Origin of the sequence: Methylobacterium sp. Leaf456 (genome assembly GCF_001425465.1) — a bacterium.
Taxonomy (GTDB): domain Bacteria; phylum Pseudomonadota; class Alphaproteobacteria; order Rhizobiales; family Beijerinckiaceae; genus Methylobacterium.
Genome location: NZ_LMQV01000006.1, coordinates 106,970 through 124,922, shown reverse-complemented (window position 1 = coordinate 124,922; position 17,953 = coordinate 106,970). Strand labels below are relative to the sequence as shown.

Genomic DNA, 17,953 nt, shown 5'->3' with positions numbered 1-17,953 from the left:
ATGCACCCTTATCTCGCCGGGCTCGCGGGCGGCGCGCTGATCGGGCTGTCGGTCGCCGGGTTGATGCTGCTCAACGGGCGCATCGCCGGGATCAGCGGCTTGGTGGCCGGGCTCGGGCAGGATCGCGGCGAGCGGCGGCTCACCGACCTCGCCTTCGTCGCCGGGTTGATCTCAGGACCGGCCCTGTTCGCGTGGCTGTCGGGCGCGTGGCCGGAGATGCGCTTCGTCGCCTCGCTGCCCGTGCTGGCGCTGGCCGGCCTGCTCGTCGGCTTCGGCACGCGGCTCGGCTCCGGCTGCACCAGCGGACACGGGGTCGCGGGCCTCGCCCGGCTGTCGCCGCGCTCGCTCATGGCCGTCCTCACCTTCCTCGCCGCCGGCATGCTGACGGTGGCGGCCCTGCGCTGGCTCGCCCCATGACCGCCCGTCTCGCCGCCGCCCTCGCCATGGGCCTCGTCTTCGGCCTCGGCCTGTCGCTGTCGGGCATGCTCGACCCGGCCCGCGTCCAGGGCTTCCTGGACGTGACGGGGGCTTGGGACCCGACCCTGATGTTCGTGCTCGGCGGCGCCGTGACCGTGGCGCTCGCCGGCTTTGCGCTCGCCCGCCGCCTGCCGCAGCCAGTTCTCGACGCCCGCTTCGATCTGCCGACCAACCGCCGGATCGACGCGCCGCTGCTCGGCGGGGCGGCCCTGTTCGGGATCGGCTGGGGCCTGTCGGGCCTCTGCCCCGGCCCGGCGGTGGCGGCGCTCTCGACGGGGGCGCCGCCGATCCTCGTGTTCGTGCCGGCCATGCTCGTCGGCATGGCGGCGTTCCGGCTGGTTCAGGCCCGGCGCGGTTAGGGATTGCGCCGGGAGCGGAAGAAGCGCGGGATGAACCGGCTGCGGCCGGGGGGCGCCTGGGCCGCGTCGTTCCCGTCGGCGGGCAGGTCCGGCTCGGCATCGTCCGGCTCGACATCGCCTGGTTCGACCTGGAGCCGGCTCAGCACGTCGGCCACGAGATCCGGGACCGGATGGCGGCAATCCTCCAGCAGGTGGACCGCCTCGCCGAGCGCCGTCACCTTGGCGGCCGAGGGGGCCCCGAGCAGGCTCTCCGTCAGGATCTGGTCGGCGAGTTCGCCGGCCAGCCGGGACACTTCGGACAATCGTTCCGGGGAAGGGCTCGGCTGCGACATCGCACGATCACGCCTCGACAGGCCCCGTCGGATACGCGAGGAGGCGTCAACATAGGTAACCGTCGGAGCCGACAAGGTCCGACTTCTCGCGAAATCTATATTGAGGCCGTGGGTTCCGCAATGGATAGGCCCGATCTCGTCTCGGGCGGCCCACAGGCATTGCCGAACACGCTGCGTGCCGGCCCGTCTCTACGGTCGCCCGGCGCCACGAGGGAGCCGATCCGCTGCGACTCCTCCCGGGCGAGGCGGATCGCGGCGTCGAACCCGCCCTCGTCGGGCAGCCGGATCGCCCCCTCGCACAGGCGGCCGCCCTGCGACCCCTCACCCGCATGCGGTCGCTGCCGCTCGTCGGGTCCGGGGACCTCTCCACCGCCCGGACCTCGATCCACGTTTCCGCGGGTCCCGTCGTCGGCGGAGCGCTCCCGCCTTTCGAGGGGGCGGAAGCCTGCCGCGATCCGGCTCGTGATGCCGCAAAGCATGTAAAGCCCCGAACGCGCTACTCTTCGGCTCCGCTCTCCGGCTTCACCAGATGCTCCTGCAGGCTGCGCTCGTAGGCGACGAGATCACGACCGCGCTTGACCGCGCGGTGGTATTGCTGGGCCGACAGCTCGTCCTGGATCGCCAGGATGTAGGGGGCCATGCTGGGGGCGGCCTCCATCAGCTGGTTGGCCTGCCGCACGAACAGGTCGTCGGCCTCGGCCGGGTTGTCGGCGAGGTAGATCAACTGGAGCGTCACGCACAGGCGCCTGGCGGCGGTGTCGGCCTCCGCCTCGAAGATCATCTCGCTCTCGCGCAAAAACTTGCACTGGTTCTCGATCATGAACACCGACCGCCGGTCGCCGTTGCGGATCAGCGCGCCGTTGATGATCAGCCGTTCGTTGGGCTTCAGTTCGATCCGCAGCGGCATGGTTAGTTTTTCCTTGATCTGTCGAGAGGCAGAGAAAGCGGCGAAGTTCGATTAACCATTGCGACAATCGATGTGGCTCGATTGGCTCGTCGTCGGTCAATACGGGTCGAAACCGTCGATCGGATTAAGGTCTCGGCAAGGCGCGGGGTGAAATGTCGGGGAGCCGCCAAAACGACGGCTTCGAGACCCAATAGGATCGCCCCCATGTCCTCCGGCATCACCCTTTCCTCCGCCACCCGCCAGAACCTGCTCTCGCTGCAGGACACCGCCTCGCTCACCTCGACCACCCAGAACCGCCTCGCCACGGGCCTGAAGGTGTCGTCGGCGCTCGATAGCCCGGTCAACTTCTTCACCGCTCAGTCCCTGTCCAACCGTTCGGCCGACCTCGGCGGCCTGCTCGACTCGATCTCGAACGGCGTCCAGGCGATCCAGGCGGCCAACCAGGGCATCACCTCGATCTCGAAGCTGATCGACTCGGCCAAGTCCACGGCGAACCAAGCGCTCTCGACCCAGATCACCACCACCGGCACCGCCACGGCCGACTTCGATGCGACGACCGGCGGCGACGTCAACTTCTACGTCAACGGCACCGCCAAGTCCGTGACGATCGCCGACGGCGCGACCATCGACGAGGCCATCACCGCCCTCAACACCGAGGCCGGCAGCAAGATGTTCTCGAAGGACAAGACCGGCGACAAGATCGTCCTGAACGCGAGCTCCGACGTCGAGTTCGCCGACACCGACAGCCAGACGCGTCTCGGCTTCACCGCCGGCACCGGCACGGCGCCCGATCTCGGCGACACCACCACCCGCCCGACGGTCGCCCAGGCCAGCGAACTCACGGTCTCCGGCGTCGAGAGCCGCAAGAAGCTCGCCGACCAGTACAACAGCCTGCTGACCCAGATCACGCAGCTGTCGAAGGACTCGAGCTTCAACGGCGTCAACCTGATCTCGAACGGCGACAGCAGCAACAAGCTGCACATCGCCTTCAACGAGAAGGACACGGCCAACCTCGACGTCCAGGGCCAGGATCTGACCTCGGACGGCCTCGGCCTCACGTCCATCACCGCGGGCACCACCGGCACCGGCAACTTCCTGCTCGATGCCGACATCAAGACGACGCTGACCACGCTGGGCAGCGCCACCGACACCCTGCGGGCGGCGAGCTCGACCTTCGGCTCGAACCTCTCGGTCGTGCAGAACCGTCAGACCTTCTCGAAGAACCTGATCAACGTGCTCGACACGGGCGCGGCCAACCTGACGAACGCCGACCTCAACCAGGAGGCGGCCAACTCCCAGGCGCTCTCGACCCGCCAGTCGCTGGGCATCTCGGCCCTGTCGCTGGCCAACCAGGCGCAGCAGAGCGTGCTCCAGCTCCTCCGCTGATCCCGCAAGGCTCTCCCGCGTTTCGAGGGCCGCCGACCTGATCCATCAGGTCGGCGGCCCTCGGTCCTTGCTTGGCCGCGCATTCCGACGAACCGGTATCCACTTCGTCGGAATGCGCTCTGGGCACGAGCGACGACTGTCCCCGATCGGGGCGCACACGGCCGGAGCCCCGCTCCGGCCGTTTTCGCGTTCCGGGACGAAGAAATTCATCAGGAAAAACGCGGCGTTAACCTGCCGGAAACCCGTTCGTGTTGAATTAACCTTAATGCCGGTTAGGCATGCGCTTCCAACGGGTAGCCCCTCATGTCCACCAGCGTCACCCTCTCCGCCGCCACCCGCCAGAACCTGCTGTCGTTGCAGGACACCGCCGCCCTCACCTCGACGACGCAGAACCGCCTCGCGACCGGCCTGAAGGTGTCCTCGGCGCTCGACAGCCCGGTCAACTTCTTCACCGCCCAGGCCCTGCAGGGCCGCTCGGGCGACCTCAACGCCCTGCTCGACTCGATCTCGAACGGCGTGCAGACGATCCAGGCAGCCAACCAGGGCATCACCTCGATCCAGAAGCTGATCGACTCGGCGAAATCCACGGCGAACCAGGCGCTCTCGACCCAGATCACCACCACCGGCACCGCGACCAACGCCTACGCCCCCGCCGACGGCACGATCACCTTCTACGTCAACGGCGGCGACGCCAAGTCCGTGACGATCGCCGAAGACACCACCATCGACCAAGCCATCGCCGCCCTCAACGACGAGGCCGGCAGCAAGATCTTCGCCAAGGACAAGTCCGGCGAGAAGATCGTCATGAATGCGAGCGCCGACGTCGAGTTCGCCGACACGGACAGCCAGACGCTGCTCGGCTTCACCGCCGGCACCGGCACGGCGCCCGATTACGGCGACGCCACCGCCAAGCCGACGGTGCCCCAGGCCAGCGAACTCACCGTGTCCGGCGTCGATGGCCGCCGGAAGCTCGCCGAGCAGTACAACAGCATCCTGACGCAGATCACGCAGCTCGCGAAGGACGCGAGCTTCAACGGCGTCAACCTGATCTCGAACGGCGACCCGTCGAACCGGCTGCACATCGCCTTCAACGAGAAGGACACGGCCAACCTCGACGTCCAGGGCCAGGACCTGACCTCGGACGGTCTCAACCTCGCAGCGATCGGCCCGAACTCGGGTTCGGGCTCGGTGATCAACGGCCAGGGCAACTTCCTGCTCGACGGCGACATCAAGACGACGCTGACCACGCTCGGCAACGCCACCGACAACCTGAGGGCGGCCAGCTCCACCTTCGGCTCGAACCTCTCGGTGGTGCAGAACCGCCAGGACTTCACCAAGCGTCTCGTCAACATCCTCGATACGGGCGCGGCCAACCTGACCAACGCCGACCTCAACGAGGAGGCGGCGAACTCCCAGGCGCTCTCCACCCGCCAGTCGCTCGGCATCTCGGCGCTGTCGCTGGCGAACCAGGCGCAGCAGGGCATCCTCCAGCTGCTCCGCTGAGGCCACTCTCCTCAAGGGCGGCCCGATCGTCTATGGCCCCGGCGGCGGCGCGTCCGCTTTCGGTGTCCCCTTCGTCGGTCTCCCCTTGAACGCTTTCGGCAAGCGCGCCCTGCGCTGGCTCCTCCTCGGCCATCGCTGGCTCGGGATCGTCTTCGCCCTCGTCTTCGCCGTTTGGTTCCTGTCCGGCGCGGTGATGATGTATGTCGGCTTCCCGCGGCTGAGCGAGGCGGAGCGCCGCGCCGCCCTGCCGCCGCTGGCGCTGAGCGCCGACATGATCGGCCCCGACGCCGCGCGCGCCGCCGCGGGGCTCACCGGCCCGCCCGCCCGCATCGATCTCGGCATGCTGGGCGAGGCCCCGGTCTACCGGGTGCTCGCCCTCGACGGCACCCGCACCACGGTCTCAGGGACCGACGGCCGGGTGATCGACCGGGTCGATCCCGCGCTCCTCCTGACGATCGCAAAAAACCATCCTGCCGCCCGCACGGTCGAAGATCTCGGCGCGGTGACCTGGGACCAGTGGACGGTGCCGCAGCGGTTCAACCCGCTGCGCCCGTTCCGCCTCGTCGCGCTGGGTGATGCCGCCGGCACCCGTCTCTATCTGTCGGAGCGCACCGGCGAGATCGTCCTTGACACCACGGCCTCCGAGCGGTTCTGGAACTGGCTCGGCGCGGTGCCGCACTGGATCTATCTCACGCCGCTGCGGGCCGAGCCGGCCCTGTGGCGCGACGTGGTGTTGTGGGTCTCGGGCATCGCCATCGCGGTGGCGGTGAGCGGCTACATCCTCGGCCTGTCACGGCTGCGGCTCAGCCCCCGCTACGCCACGGGGCGCGCGACGCCCTATCGCGGGGTCTCGGCGTGGCACCATCTCGGCGGCCTCATCGGCGGCACGGCGCTCTTGACCTTCATCGTCAGCGGCTGGCTGTCGATGAACCCGAACCGCTTCTTTTCCCCGACCCTACCCGACGCCGCGGCGCTAGCGCGCTACGCCGGGACGGACGCGGCGCCGTTCCGCTTCGACCCGACTGCTGCGGCTCAAGCCTGCCCGGACCTGAAGGAGGTTCGCTTCAGCCAAGCCGGCGGCGTGCCGGTGGCCCGCGCGCTGTGTGGGCAGGCCCCGCCGCGCCCCTGCTGCGGCAGCACCGCGCCGGACCCGGACGCCGTGGCCCGCGCGCTGACGGCCCTGATGCCGGGGGAGGGGGCTCCGCGCATCGAGCGGATCGAGGCCGAGGATTCCTACTGGTACGGCGACCGGGAGGCGCGCCCGCTCCCGGTGCTGCGCGCCGTCTTCGCCGACCCTTCCGCGACCTGGGTCCACGTCGATCCGGGCACGGGCGAGATTCTGGGGCGAATGGACCGCTCGAACCGGGTCTCGCGCTGGCTGTTCAACGGCCTGCACACCCTCGACTTCGCCCGGCTGCCCCGCCCGGTCTGGGACGCGGTGATGCTGCTCTGGCTCTCGGCCGGATTCCTCGTGGCCGTCACCGGCACCGTCATCGGCTGGCGCCGCCTGAAGCGCCGCTTCGGCTGATTTTTCCGCCCGCGCCTGTCATCCGGCGTCCACTGAAACCCCTTCCGCCCTCGCGGCCCACCGCCCCGGTGGTCAAAGCATGGCAGCCATGCTGACATATCGCTGTCGATTCAGTCCTCCGCAGGCTAGCGGACGACGGTCAAATAAATTTTGAGTCGGCCACAAAATAAAATGAAAAATAGTGGGAGCGCCGACCACAAACTCCGGAATGGGGGACCTTCCATGCACGATCTTTCCAAGCCGCAGACCTTGCGTTCCAAGCCGCAGGCCCTGCCGCTGAACCGTCGCCAACTCATCGGTGGCGCGCTCGCGGGCGCGGCCGTGACCGCGCTGCCCGGCGGCCCACTCTTCGCCGCGGGCGAGGCCCGCAAGGTCGATGTCCTGCTGATCGGCGGCGGCATCATGAGCGCGACGCTGGGCGTGTGGCTGCGCGAACTCGAGCCCGATTGGTCGATGGAGATGCTGGAGCGGCTCGACGGCGTCGCGCTGGAAAGCTCGAACGGCTGGAACAACGCCGGCACCGGCCACTCGGCGCTGGCCGAGCTGAACTACACCCCCGAGGATTCGAAGGGGAACGTGAAGATCGACAAGGCGGTCGAGATCAATGAGGCGTTCCAGATCACGCGCCAGTTCCTGGCGTGGCAGGTGCAGCAGGGCGTGCTGAAGAACCCGCGCTCGTTCATCAATTCGACCCCGCATATGAGCTTCGTCTGGGGCGACGAGAACATCGCGTACCTCAAGAAGCGCCACGAGGCGCTGAAGGCGAGCCCGCTGTTCGCCGGGATGGAATACTCGACCGACCCCGAGCAGTTGAACAAGTGGGTCCCCCTGATGATGGAGGGGCGCGACCCGAAGCAGGCCATCGCCGCCACGTGGACGCCGGTCGGCACCGACGTCGAGTGGGGTGAGATCACCCGGCAATACGTCGCCTCGCTGGCCGCCCGCCCGAACTTTTCGCTGCGCACCTCGACCGAGGTCGAGAGCATCGAGCGGAATAAGGACAACACCTGGCGCATCACCTCGAAGAACCTGAAGGACGGTTCGCGCCAGACGGTCGATGCCAAGTTCGTGTTCATCGGCGCGGGCGGCGGCGCGCTGCACCTGCTCCAGGCCTCGGGCATTCCCGAGGCGGCCGATTACGGCGGCTTCCCGGTCGGCGGCTCGTTCCTCGTCAACGAGAACCCGGACGTGGCCCTACGCCACCTCGCCAAGGCCTACGGCAAAGCCTCGGTCGGCTCGCCGCCGATGTCGGTGCCCCATCTCGACACCCGCGTCCTCGGCGGCAAGCGCGTGATCCTGTTCGGGCCGTTCGCGACCTTCTCGACCAAGTTCCTCAAGGAGGGCTCGTATTTCGACCTGCTGACCTCCACCACCACCAGCAACGTCTGGCCGATGGTCCGCGTCGGCGTCGATCAGTACCCCTTGATCGAGTACCTCGCCGGTCAGGTGATGCTGTCGGACGAGGACCGCTATCAGGCATTGCGCGAGTATTTCCCCAACGCCAAGAAGGACGAGTGGCGCCTCGTCCAGGCCGGCCAGCGGGTGCAGATCATCAAGCGCGACGCCGACAAGGGCGGCGTCTTGAAGCTCGGCACCGAGGTGGTCGCGGCCAAGGACGGCAGCATCGCCGCCCTGCTCGGCGCCTCGCCCGGCGCCTCGACCGCCGCGCCGATCATGCTGGAGGTGCTGCAGAAGGTGTTTGCCGACCGCGTGAAGAGCACCGAGTGGCAGGACAAGATCCGCAAGATCGTCCCCAGCTACGGCACCAAGCTCAACGCCGACCCGCAGAAGGCCTACGAGGAACTCGCCTACACCAGCGAGCACCTGCAGCTCACCCCGCCGCCCAAGCCCGGCGCCGTCACGGTTCCCGCGAGCGCCACCCCTGAGACCACGGGCGGCGTGGTGAAGGCCGTGCCGGACATGGCGCCGTAGGCGCTTTTTGGGGAACTTCCATGAGGGCCGTTCCGGACTTAGAGTCCGGGGCGGTCCTGTTCGTTTCTGACGCCGTTAAAATTTCGGTTATTGAAGTGATCGAGGGTCGGAAATCCGGATGTTGATTTCTGCTCCTGCTTGTTGAGCTTATACATATCGCAAGAAACTTGCAAAGTGGCCGATAAAGATATTCCTAACCCGCTCGACTCCAGGTCGCTTATCCCGGTCAATCTCCCAATAAGCATGGCACCAACTGTGATGGTTGTAGCGAAAAACAAGGCAACTAAAACATACGAGGTGTCCAAAAATCTTGATCGCGCATAAAATTTCCATTGGCTTTCGTTTAAGCGATCCTGCTCGTTGAATTCATCCTTCAAAAAACAGCTGTGCAGTATGAATGCGAGAGACAATATTGAAACCGGCAATGAAAACAGCGAAGAAACATCTAATATTCTGACGAGAGAAGACAGGGCCATGCATATCACGCTCATATGCATGGCAAGTTGGCTTTGATAGAATTTTGATCCTGCCATGGCGCCAAGCCCGAATTCATTGCAGTTTCACCTTGTGGTCGTCGGCTTCAAGCGAGGCTAACCCGATACGCGATATCCACTGAAATGCGAGCGGCGGCGCCATCAGCGGCCGGATAGCTGCGGCCAGTATAGGCGTGCTCCTGTCATCGACCGCTCCAGCGCCACCGTCCGCAATTTCCAGCGCGCCGTGCAAGACGCCCCCGCATCCCGCCCCCGCCATCATAAATCAGCCGCGTTGTGCGCCGCATGATCGACGCTTCGGGCGTTTGAGGCCCACTCGCCCCGGGTTCCCGCGCAGGCTCGATGAACGCCATCCTGATCAAGCTGTTCGCGACCGCGCTGACGCTGAGCCAGGTCACGACGCGGCCCGATGCCGTGCGCACCCAGTTCGACCCGGCCAAGGACGGGCCGGAGGTGGTGCGCATCCTGCGCGACGGCTGCGCGCATATGCGGAAAAGCTTCGACATCGAGGACATCAACCTCGACGAGTTGATCTCCACCGCGATGGAAGACCCGAGCGCGGTCGCGGGCGACAACGCGCCGAAAATCCTGCACGGGCTCGATCTCGCCGAGCTGAACACGAGCTACAAGCAGTTCTGCAAGGGCGAGAACCCGGCGAACTCCCCGTTCGAGGCCGGCGCGGTGATCGCGTTCTACAACAACGCCGTGAAGGACCTGCCCTCGGCGGAGGCGCTGCGCGACATCAAACTCGCCAGCGCCAGCGTGATCCTCGATGCCGCCGGAAAACCCTATTCCGAGACCTTCGAGCCGAACGGGCGCCGCCTCGTCGTGCCGATCGAGGGCGTGCCGGACTTGGTGCAAAAGGCCTTCGTCGCGGCCGAGGATAAGCGGTTCTACCAGCACCACGGCATCGACGAGCGCGGCGTGATCCGCGCCTTCGTCGGCAACCTCGCCTCGCCGGGGCGGCCGGCGGGCGGCTCGACCATCACGCAGCAGGTGGTCAAGAACCTCTCGGTCGGCGACGACGTCACCTACGAGCGCAAGATCCGCGAAATGATCGTGGCCTCGCGCCTGGAGCGCCTCCAGACCAAGCCGAAGATCCTCGGGCTCTACCTCAACGGCATCTATCTCGGGCGCGGCGCCTACGGCATCGAGATGGCCGCGCGCTCGTGGTTCGGGAAGTCGGTCGGCGCGCTCACCGTGCCGGAGGCGGCGCTGCTCGCGGGCCTGCCCAAGGGTCCGAACTACTACAGCCCCGACAAGTACCCCGACCGCGCCCGCGAGCGCCGCGCCTACGTGCTGACCCGCATGAAGGAGGACGGCGCGATCACCGAGGAGCAGATGAATGCGGCGCTGAAGAGCGACCTCGGCATCAAGCCCCCGGACACGGCGCGACGCGATTCCGGCTTCTACCTCGTCGATCATCTGGCGCGGGAATCGCGCACCTTCGCCGGGTTGGAATCGCTGACGAACGCCTCCTACACCGTCCACGCCACGGTCAATGCCGGGCTCCAGAGCGCGCTCGAAGGTGCGATTCAGGAAGGTCTCTCGACCTACGAGCGCGGCACCGGCCGCGCCCGCTACGAGGGGCCGGAGCTGAATCTGGCGGATGCGGTGAAGCGCTTCGAGACCGCCGCGCCCGCGCCGGAGCCGGAGGCGGCGCCCGCGGTGCCGCTGCCCAAGGGCGTGAAGGGGGGGAAGGCCCTGCCGATGCCGAAGGCGCCCGTGCAAAAACCCGCGTGGCAGCGCGCCCTGGAGACGGCCCGCGCCCCGCTCTACGATCTGCGCTGGCCGCTCGCCGTCGTGCTCCAGACCGGCAAGAACGGCATCCGGGTCGGCCTGCCCGACGGCCGCATCGCCAGCCTCGATCCCGGCCCGGCGCGCGCAAAGCTTCAGCTCTACGATGCCGTGCGGGTGCGCCTGCGCGAGGGCAAGGGCAGCCCCCGCGCCGACCTGCGGGTGCGCCCGTCGGTCCAGGGTGCCGCCATCGTGCTGGAAAACCGCACGGGAAAAATCCTGGCGATGACCGGGGGTTTTTCGTACCCGCTGAGCCAACTCAACCGGGTGACGCAGACCGTGCGCCAGCCGGGCTCGACCCTCAAGCCGCTGACCTACCTCGCGGCGCTGAACGCCGGGATGCAGCCCAACACCCTGGTGATGGACGCCCCCGTGACCCTGCCGCCGATCGGCGGGATCGGCGCCTCGTGGTCGCCCAAGAACTACGACGGCGGCGGATCGGGCGCGACGACGATCCGGCGCGGCCTCGAATTCTCGAAGAACTTGGTCACCGCCCGTCTACTGGAGGGCGGCATCGCCAAGAGCGCGCCGCAGAGCCTGCAGCAGGTCTGCGACATCGCGCTGGAGGCCCAGCTCTACGCCGAGTGCGAGCGCTACTATCCGTTCGTGCTCGGCGCGCAGCCGGTGCGGATGATCGACCTCGCGAGCTTCTACGCCGCCATCGCCAACGAGGGCGCGCGGCCGTCCGCCTACGCGCTCGAATCAATCGAGCGCGACGGCAAGCCGGTCTATGCGCGGCCCGCCAAGGCGCCGGTGCGGATCGGCTCGGCGGATCGCGTCGCGTTCTACCAGCTCAAGACCATGCTCCAGGGCGTGACCCAGCACGGCACCGCGGCCGCCCTGTCGGGCGTCTCGGCCTATGTCGCCGGCAAGACCGGCACCTCGGAGAACGAGAACGACGCGTGGTTCGCGGGCTTCTCGAACGAGATCACCGTGGTGGTCTGGGCCGGCTACGACAACGCCGACGGCGTGCGCAAGACGCTCGGCCGCGGCCAGACCGGCGGCCATGTCGCGGTGCCGATCGCGCGTGCGATCTTCCAGGCCGCCTGGGCGAACGGCGTACCGCGCACGCCGCTCGCGCCCCCCTCGCCGGAGGCCAAGCCCCTCATCGCCGATTTGCCGATCGAGCCCCGCAGCGGCCAGCGGGTGGCGGGCGGCGGCTTCATCGAGCATTTCCGCCTCAAGGACGGGCGCGTCGCCGACACGCAATACGCGCTGGTGCCCCGCGAGACGCTCTACGCGATGCGGCCTGATTCCGAGGACGGCGACGGGGCCGGCGCCGACGACGGGGCGGATGTAGCCGGCGACATCCTCGGCAGCCTGATGGGCGGCGGACGGCGCGACGCCTACGACCCGTTCGGCCGCGACCGGCCGGACGCCGACCCGCGCTACGCCGATCCCCGAACCGCCGACCCTTGGGGCCAGCGCCGCGACCGGCGCGAGGGAGAAAACCCCTGGCCCGGCCGCGACCGTTACGGGCAGGCCAATCCCTCGCCGTTCGGCTCGCCCTTCGAGGACGAGCAGCCCCGCGCCCGCCAGCGCCGCCGCGATCCCGACTACCTGTTCGGCGACGAGCCGCGCTACTGACACGGGCTCTCTCCCCATCCCCTGATCCGAGGTCCGTCGTGCCCAGGCATCTCCCGGCCGCCCTTCTTGTCGCCGTCGCAATGGCCGGCCCGGCCCTCGCGCAAGAGGCCGCCAAGGAACCGTTGAAGGAGCCTGCGAAGCCCGCAGCCGTCTCGGACCGGGTGAAGGACGTGGCCGCGCTCAGCCCCACGGACGCCGCGACGCTCAAGCCCGGCACGGTGCTGTTTCGCGATTCCCGCGAGAGCGCCTCGACCAATCCCGAGAACGGCCTGATCGCGTTCGACGCCTGGAAGAAGGCGCGGCCCGCCGAGGTCGTCGCGCTGTCGCCCTGGCCCGGCTACACCGAGCCGGACTACGCCCAGACCGTCAACGGCGTGACCAAGCAGCGCCACGAGACCCTGAAGGTCTACGTCGCCGAAGGCCGCTTCGTGGTGGCCAAGCCCCCGTCGGCCATCGATCTCTCGGCCTACGCCAACCTCGACTTCCTGGCCAAGATGGACCCGGTGATCCGCCACAAGCGGCTAGAGCCCGCGGACGCCACGCCGACCAAGGACCCGGCCGCCGCCTTCGCCCGGCGCCCCGACCGACCCTGGTGCGGCGCTGGCGGCTCCTGCATCGAGTCGCGCTACGATCTCGAAGGCAAGCTGCCGCTGGGCGTGAAACTCGCCAACAAGCTCGAACTGGGCTCCTCGAAGAAGGTCGCCGAATTCGTCTCGTTCCAGAGCGAGCTGCGGGTGCTGCCGCCGGCCGAGGCCGCGAACCTCACCGCGCTCACCCGCATCGAGACCCCCGTGGCGGGCGGGCTCGAACAGACGATCTTCTGGGTCAACCAGATCCTGCGCTTCGGCAAGTTCCTGGCGGTGATGCAGCCGGCGCCGAACGATCCGAACCGGACGGTGGTGACGACCTACATGGCGCTCGCCATCAAGGCCGACGTGCTCGACCGCAAGCAGGAATACGCCCGCGTGCCGGTGCTCAAGAACCTGCTGCCGGTGCAGGTGCTGATGGGCAATTCCTCGTTCAACACCGGCTCCTCGATCAGCGCGGGCGTGCCGACCTACGCCCGCAACCGCATCGTCGCCTTCGCCGACGCGCTGGCCAAGAACTGAGCCCGTCCGTGGCGCGCCTGAGCATCCGCGTCGATCTCGGGCCCGGCCACCGGCTCGGGCCGGGCAAGGTGCGCCTTCTGGAAGCCATCGCCGAGCACGGCTCGATCTCGGCAGGCGCACGGGCGCTCGGCATGTCCTACCGGCGGGCCTGGATGCTGGTGGAGGCGATGAACCGCGGCTTCGGCGCGGCGCTCGTCGAATCCCAGGCCGGCGGTCGGGCCGGGGGCGGGGCGCGGCTGTCCGATCTCGGCACGGAGGTCGCCGCCGCCTACCGGGCCGTCGAGCGGGCGGCGGAGGAGGCTGCGGCCCCGGCCCTGCGCCGCCTCGCGGCTCTTTGCCCTGAGTCAGGGGCTCACACGAAAACGTGAGAAATCGTGCCGGATGTTACCCGAAGCGGTAGACGAGGGATGGTATATTGCATACCGTCCGCGAACTCGTTCCTGAGACCGCGAGCACCTCGACCGGCGCGCCCGACCACGGGCGCGCCGTTTTTGTTTTTGGCCGCAGAGGCTTGACCTCCTGCTGCCGGCCTGAACACCAAAAAAGAATCAGTCCGGCTGGAGCCAGGGCAGGCCGGTGTGCACCAGCAGGGTCAGCCCGGCGGCGAGCAGGGCTGCGCCGAGGCTGGTCTCGAACGGGTGCTCGTAGCCGACACGTTCGAGGGCTGTGGCGGCCGAGGCGATGGCAAGGCCGATGCCGAGGGGGAAGAGGGCGGTGGGCAGCGTGCTCATGGGGCGATCCTACGCCACCTCGCTTGCGCGAGCATGGCGCGGATCGTCGCCCCAAATGCGAGGATCGCAAAAGGTTCCCTGAAGCGACCGATTTTTTGGGCGCTATTTGCCCTGCGACGGCACCGCGATGCGCGGCGTCTGCTGGTGCTGCACCACGCGCCATTCCTCGTGCGACAAGCGACGATAGGTCGAGGTGCAATGCGCCTCGTAGGTCTCGCCCCCACGCGAGGCCTTCACGCCATAGGCGATGACGATCAGGCCCTCCTGCGGCCGAGCGATCCGGCCGTCTTCGATGGCGACCTTCTCCCAGCGCGGGGTGTCGGCCACCGCCTCGATCGCCTCGGCGCCGCCGAGCACGAAGGGTGGGTGCGGCAGGGCCATCAGGCATTCGTCGTCGACGAGTTCCCGGTAGCGGTCGGCGCCGCCCTCCCACAGGCTCTTCTCGAACGACCAGACGCGATCATCGTCCATGGTACTCTCTCCCGATCCGGCGGCGTGACGAGAGAAGACCGATCCGCAGTGATCGTTCCGGCGGCCATCGACGCGATGAGCCTCCCCTGCGGCACGGGCGGTCGTTGATCGCCGGCTGGATCGCTCCCATCTGAGGGATGCCGTCCATGTTTCCCATCGCCGCGGTCGAGCCGTCCCGGCTCCCGTGTGCGAGCGCGCCGGTCGCCGTGTTCGCCCCGTTCACGCGCGGCCGGCGCGTCCTCTTCATTTCCCGCCGCCCTTGTCCGGAGAGGCTGCATGTTCACCCACGTCATGATCGGCAGCAACGATCTGGAGCGGGCCAGGGGCTTCTACGACGCCACCTTCGCGGCCCTGGGCGGCAGACCCGGCCGGATGGATGACAGGGGCCGGCTGATCTACACCCACGAGGGCGGTCGGCTGATGATCACGACGCCGATCGACGGGAGGCCGGCGCGTGCGGCCAATGGCGGGACGATCGGCATCCGCGCGCCGAGCCGTGAGCACGTCCTGGCGTGGCACGCCGCCGGCCTCGCGCAGGGCGGCGTCGCCATCGAGAGCCCGCCCACGGAGCGCCCGAACGGGGCCTTCGTCGCCTATCTGCGCGATCCGGACGGCAACAAGCTCACCGCACGCACAGTGCCGACGCGCTGAGGTCTGAGACGTAAAAAAGCCGCCACGCGAACGTGACGGCTTTTGACTTCAAGCTGATGATCGAAGCAATAACTTACTTGATCTTGGCTTCCTTGAACTCGACGTGCTTGCGGGCGACCGGGTCATACTTCTTCATGACCATTTTCTCGGTCTGCGTGCGCGAGTTCTTCTTCGTGACGTAGAAGTAGCCCGTGTCGGCGGTCGAGACGAGGCGGATCTTGACGGTGACGGCCTTGGCCATGGCTGGCGCTCCCAGTGCGGGTTGTCGGACACGATTCGCGATCGTGGCGGCGCCCACGCGAAACGCAAAAGGCCGGGACACCCCGGCCGAATTCCGCGGGGTGAATGCCTGACGGGTCGTCGTTCGTCAAGGTGGAAGCGTGCCGCAGCACCGTGTGGCCGGGCGCGAAGAGCGCCCCGCGCAGCGGCCTCGGCTTGAGCCGAGGCGTCTAGCGGAGCGAGAAGCCTAAGGCCGCGGATGCGGCCGCCGGCGCTTGAGGCTCAACAAGGAAGCATCCTATAAGCGGCGCTCCCGACACACCTGCCGCGCGCAGCGTCGAGGATCCCGGCCTGTGGGAGCCCTCCGCCCCCGGCAAACCGAAAAAGGTCCCGCCATGGCCGGGCATTCCCAGTTCAAGAACATCATGCACCGCAAGGGCCGCGTCGATGCGGTCCGCTCGAAGCTGTTCAGCAAGCTCGCCCGCGAAATCACGGTGGCGGCCAAGCTCGGCACGCCCGATCCGGCGATGAACCCGCGCCTGCGCGCCGCGGTGCTCGCTGCACGCGCCGAGAACATGCCCAAGGACAACATCGAGCGCGCCATCAAGAAGGCGACCGGGGGCGAGGGCGAGAACTACGAGGAGATCCGCTACGAGGGCTACGGCCCCGGCGGCGCCGCGCTGATCGTCGAGGCGCAGACCGACAACCGCAACCGCACCGCCTCCGACGTGCGCTCGGCCTTCACCAAGTCCGGCGGCAGCCTCGCCGAGACCGGCGCCGTCGCCTTCATGTTCGACCGGGTCGGCGTGATCGCGTTCCCGCCCGAGGTCGCCGACGCCGACGCGATGCTGGAGGCCGCGATCGAGGCCGGCGCCGACGACGTGCGCTCGGACGCGGACGGCCACGAGGTCACCTGCGCCCAGGAGGCCTACGGCGAGGTCTCGAAGGCGCTGGAGGCCCGCTTCGGCGAGCCGCGCCGCACCGGCCTGATCTGGAAGGCGCAGAACGCGATCGACGTCGACGACGAGACCGGCGAGAAGCTGATCCGCCTCGTCGAGGTGATCGAGGACCAGGACGACGTGCAGAACGTCTACGTCAACTTCGCCCTGTCCGAGGCGCTGATGGAGAAGATGGGCGCCTGAGCGTCCTGACAGGGTTTTCCCAGGGACAATCACCGTCATTCCGGGGCCGCGGAGCGGAACCCGGAATCCACCCGTGATGCGACGCTGAACGATGCCGCGCGGCCAGTCGTGGATTCCGGGTTCTCGCCTCCGGCGAGCCCCGGACTGACGGCGGTGGAAAGCGCAACCCCTGAAAAGATGGCGCGCAATTTGTCGCGCGGCGCCGCCCCGGCCCGCGCGCTATCTGCTGCGACCGCCGCGCCGTCGCGGTGCGCCCGAAGGTCCCTCCGTCCCCACGATGCACGACGATCCGGTCATCATCGGCATCCATGGCCTCGCCAACAAGCCGCCGCGGGAGGAGAAGCAGACGTGGTGGCGCCAAGCCATCGAGGAGGGGCTGGCCCGCAACCTCGGGCGTGCGCCGCCCGACGTGCCGTTCGAGTTCGTCTACTGGGCCGACCTGCGCTACGACGCGCCGGTGACGCCTGAGCGCAACCGCGAGCCCTATTATCCGGCCCGCGGCCGTAAACCCTTCCCGAGTCCGAGCGGCAAGCCGCCGGGGCCGAGCCTGACCGACCGGTTCTACCGCGCCGTCGAGTGGATGCAGGAGAAGACCGGCCACCTCGTCGTGGACGACGCCTTCATCGAGTACCGTCTCGACGACCTGTGGGGCTACTACAAGGATGCCGCCTTCCGCACGGACGCCCGCGACCGCCTGCGTGCGGTGCTGGCGCGCTACGAGGGCCGCACCCTGATGCTCGCCGCCCACTCCATGGGCGGGCTGATCGCCTACGACGTGCTGCGGCTCGCCGAGCGTCAGGGGCCGCGCCCGCGCGTGGCGCATTTCGTCACCATGGGCACGCCGCTGGGGCTTGCCGAGATCAAGCACCGGATCGCCGCCGAACACGGCGACCTGCGGGTGCCGAGCGCGGTGGCGCGCTGGACCCATCTCGGTGATCGCGACGACGTGGCGACCGTCGGCGCCGACTTGGCGCAAGCCTACGCGCCGAACCCGGACGGGGTCCGCGTGGCCGATTGCCCGGTGATCAACGCCTACCGGCGCCCCCGCGGCGGGCGCAACCCGCACAAATCCTACGGTTACCTGCGCACGCCGGAATTTTCGCGAGCCGTGGCCGGCGTTCTGGACGAAGCCGTGGCCGCATGCAGCGTCGAGGCCGACGCCCCGGCGTGACGAAAAACTCCGGCGGTGCGGAAACTTCGCACCACTCGCCCGGTTTCGGGGACAGACACCGTCGGCGCGATCCGCCGCTGCGACCTGCTTCATAACCCGGCCCGCATGTGTCGGGTTGTAGACGCTCGCCTGCGATTTTGACGCAGGCTGTTCTGAA

18 protein-coding genes are annotated in these 17,953 nt (G+C 68.3%); 12 read left to right on the top strand and 6 right to left on the bottom strand.

Annotated features, from left to right (window positions below):
- Complete coding sequence (locus tag ASG52_RS07530) at positions 1-417, top strand: YeeE/YedE family protein (protein WP_056241172.1); 417 nt, start codon at positions 1-3, stop codon at positions 415-417.
- Positions 414-836 carry a YeeE/YedE family protein gene (locus ASG52_RS07525; RefSeq protein WP_056241169.1) on the top strand — a complete coding sequence of 141 codons (423 nt, stop codon included), beginning with the start codon at positions 414-416 and terminating at the stop codon, positions 834-836. Before ASG52_RS07530 ends, ASG52_RS07525 begins: the two co-directional genes overlap by 4 nt.
- Here ASG52_RS07525 and ASG52_RS07520 read toward each other — a convergent pair.
- Positions 833-1,138, bottom strand: coding sequence for a hypothetical protein (locus tag ASG52_RS07520; protein WP_156383833.1), 306 nt, complete (start codon positions 1,136-1,138; stop codon positions 833-835). The two genes, ASG52_RS07525 and ASG52_RS07520, sit on opposite strands and share 4 nt — an antisense overlap.
- Before the next feature lie 526 nt (positions 1,139-1,664).
- Positions 1,665-2,075, bottom strand: coding sequence for a flagellar biosynthesis repressor FlbT (locus ASG52_RS07510; protein ID WP_056241164.1), 411 nt, complete (start codon positions 2,073-2,075; stop codon positions 1,665-1,667).
- Positions 2,076-2,279: 204 nt separating this feature from the next.
- Between ASG52_RS07510 and ASG52_RS07505 the strand changes: the two genes are divergently transcribed.
- The 4 genes from ASG52_RS07505 (at position 2,280) to mqo (ending at position 8,424) form a co-directional block, all read left to right on the top strand.
- A complete protein-coding gene (locus tag ASG52_RS07505) occupies positions 2,280-3,461 on the top strand; it encodes a flagellin N-terminal helical domain-containing protein (RefSeq protein ID WP_056241161.1) in 1,182 nt (393 codons plus the stop codon).
- A gap of 303 nt (positions 3,462-3,764) precedes the next feature.
- Positions 3,765-4,964: a flagellin N-terminal helical domain-containing protein gene (locus ASG52_RS07500; RefSeq protein ID WP_056241159.1), complete on the top strand. Its 1,200-nt coding sequence runs from the start codon at positions 3,765-3,767 to the stop codon at positions 4,962-4,964.
- A gap of 85 nt (positions 4,965-5,049) precedes the next feature.
- A complete protein-coding gene (locus tag ASG52_RS07495; RefSeq protein WP_056241156.1) occupies positions 5,050-6,492 on the top strand; it encodes a PepSY domain-containing protein in 1,443 nt (480 codons plus the stop codon).
- A 222-nt stretch (positions 6,493-6,714) separates the two neighbouring features.
- On the top strand, positions 6,715-8,424 hold the full coding sequence (gene mqo, locus ASG52_RS07490; protein ID WP_056241153.1) for a malate dehydrogenase (quinone): 1,710 nt from the start codon (positions 6,715-6,717) through the stop codon (positions 8,422-8,424).
- A gap of 38 nt (positions 8,425-8,462) precedes the next feature.
- Here mqo and ASG52_RS26975 read toward each other — a convergent pair whose 3' ends face one another.
- A complete protein-coding gene (locus tag ASG52_RS26975) occupies positions 8,463-8,900 on the bottom strand; it encodes a hypothetical protein (protein WP_156383832.1) in 438 nt (145 codons plus the stop codon).
- Positions 8,901-9,260: 360 nt separating this feature from the next.
- On the opposite strand from ASG52_RS26975, the gene ASG52_RS07480 reads away from it, so the two are divergent.
- Genes ASG52_RS07480 through ASG52_RS07470 form a run of 3 tightly spaced genes read left to right on the top strand, consistent with a single transcriptional unit; the run spans position 9,261 to position 13,779 of the window.
- A complete protein-coding gene (locus ASG52_RS07480; RefSeq protein WP_056241148.1) occupies positions 9,261-12,302 on the top strand; it encodes a penicillin-binding protein 1A in 3,042 nt (1,013 codons plus the stop codon).
- Positions 12,303-12,340: 38 nt separating this feature from the next.
- The gene (locus tag ASG52_RS07475; RefSeq protein WP_056241146.1) at positions 12,341-13,411 is read left to right on the top strand and encodes a hypothetical protein; all 1,071 of its coding nucleotides are present in this window, start codon (positions 12,341-12,343) and stop codon (positions 13,409-13,411) included.
- An 8-nt stretch (positions 13,412-13,419) separates the two neighbouring features.
- Positions 13,420-13,779, top strand: coding sequence for a winged helix-turn-helix domain-containing protein (locus tag ASG52_RS07470; RefSeq protein ID WP_056241144.1), 360 nt, complete (start codon positions 13,420-13,422; stop codon positions 13,777-13,779).
- Positions 13,780-13,959: 180 nt separating this feature from the next.
- Here ASG52_RS07470 and ASG52_RS07465 read toward each other — a convergent pair whose 3' ends face one another.
- Together ASG52_RS07465 and ASG52_RS07460 are read right to left on the bottom strand one after the other, a co-directional pair.
- The gene (locus ASG52_RS07465; protein ID WP_056241141.1) at positions 13,960-14,142 is read right to left on the bottom strand and encodes a hypothetical protein; all 183 of its coding nucleotides are present in this window, start codon (positions 14,140-14,142) and stop codon (positions 13,960-13,962) included.
- 102 nt (positions 14,143-14,244) lie between these two features.
- Positions 14,245-14,613: a DUF4440 domain-containing protein gene (locus tag ASG52_RS07460; RefSeq protein ID WP_056241138.1), complete on the bottom strand. Its 369-nt coding sequence runs from the start codon at positions 14,611-14,613 to the stop codon at positions 14,245-14,247.
- Positions 14,614-14,889: 276 nt separating this feature from the next.
- Between ASG52_RS07460 and ASG52_RS07455 the strand changes: the two genes are divergently transcribed.
- The gene (locus tag ASG52_RS07455) at positions 14,890-15,264 is read left to right on the top strand and encodes a VOC family protein (RefSeq protein ID WP_056241135.1); all 375 of its coding nucleotides are present in this window, start codon (positions 14,890-14,892) and stop codon (positions 15,262-15,264) included.
- A 73-nt stretch (positions 15,265-15,337) separates the two neighbouring features.
- Here the strand turns inward: ASG52_RS07455 and rpmG are convergent, their stop codons facing one another.
- Positions 15,338-15,505: a 50S ribosomal protein L33 gene (rpmG, locus tag ASG52_RS07450; protein ID WP_003602581.1), complete on the bottom strand. Its 168-nt coding sequence runs from the start codon at positions 15,503-15,505 to the stop codon at positions 15,338-15,340.
- 373 nt (positions 15,506-15,878) lie between these two features.
- Here rpmG and ASG52_RS07445 point away from each other — a divergent pair, with 373 nt between their 5' ends.
- Positions 15,879-16,625: a YebC/PmpR family DNA-binding transcriptional regulator gene (locus tag ASG52_RS07445; RefSeq protein ID WP_056241131.1), complete on the top strand. Its 747-nt coding sequence runs from the start codon at positions 15,879-15,881 to the stop codon at positions 16,623-16,625.
- Positions 16,626-16,902: 277 nt separating this feature from the next.
- On the top strand, positions 16,903-17,796 hold the full coding sequence (locus ASG52_RS07440; RefSeq protein ID WP_056241128.1) for a hypothetical protein: 894 nt from the start codon (positions 16,903-16,905) through the stop codon (positions 17,794-17,796).
- Positions 17,797-17,953: the final 157 nt, after the last annotated feature.

Bases quoted from the DNA above. Each gene is read 5' to 3' on its own strand.
- ASG52_RS07530 (WP_056241172.1), top strand. From the start codon at position 1: ATGCACCCTTATCTCGCCGGGCTCGCGGGCGGCGCGCTGATCGGGCTG.
- ASG52_RS07525 (WP_056241169.1), top strand. From the start codon at position 414: ATGACCGCCCGTCTCGCCGCCGCCCTCGCCATGGGCCTCGTCTTCGGC.
- ASG52_RS07510 (WP_056241164.1), bottom strand. From the start codon at position 2,075: ATGCCGCTGCGGATCGAACTGAAGCCCAACGAACGGCTGATCATCAAC.
- ASG52_RS07505 (WP_056241161.1), top strand. From the start codon at position 2,280: ATGTCCTCCGGCATCACCCTTTCCTCCGCCACCCGCCAGAACCTGCTC.
- ASG52_RS07500 (WP_056241159.1), top strand. From the start codon at position 3,765: ATGTCCACCAGCGTCACCCTCTCCGCCGCCACCCGCCAGAACCTGCTG.
- mqo (WP_056241153.1), top strand. From the start codon at position 6,715: ATGCACGATCTTTCCAAGCCGCAGACCTTGCGTTCCAAGCCGCAGGCC.
- ASG52_RS26975 (WP_156383832.1), bottom strand. From the start codon at position 8,900: ATGGCCCTGTCTTCTCTCGTCAGAATATTAGATGTTTCTTCGCTGTTT.
- ASG52_RS07480 (WP_056241148.1), top strand. From the start codon at position 9,261: ATGAACGCCATCCTGATCAAGCTGTTCGCGACCGCGCTGACGCTGAGC.
- ASG52_RS07465 (WP_056241141.1), bottom strand. From the start codon at position 14,142: ATGAGCACGCTGCCCACCGCCCTCTTCCCCCTCGGCATCGGCCTTGCC.
- ASG52_RS07460 (WP_056241138.1), bottom strand. From the start codon at position 14,613: ATGGACGATGATCGCGTCTGGTCGTTCGAGAAGAGCCTGTGGGAGGGC.
- ASG52_RS07455 (WP_056241135.1), top strand. From the start codon at position 14,890: ATGTTCACCCACGTCATGATCGGCAGCAACGATCTGGAGCGGGCCAGG.
- rpmG (WP_003602581.1), bottom strand. From the start codon at position 15,505: ATGGCCAAGGCCGTCACCGTCAAGATCCGCCTCGTCTCGACCGCCGAC.
- ASG52_RS07445 (WP_056241131.1), top strand. From the start codon at position 15,879: ATGGCCGGGCATTCCCAGTTCAAGAACATCATGCACCGCAAGGGCCGC.
- ASG52_RS07440 (WP_056241128.1), top strand. From the start codon at position 16,903: ATGCACGACGATCCGGTCATCATCGGCATCCATGGCCTCGCCAACAAG.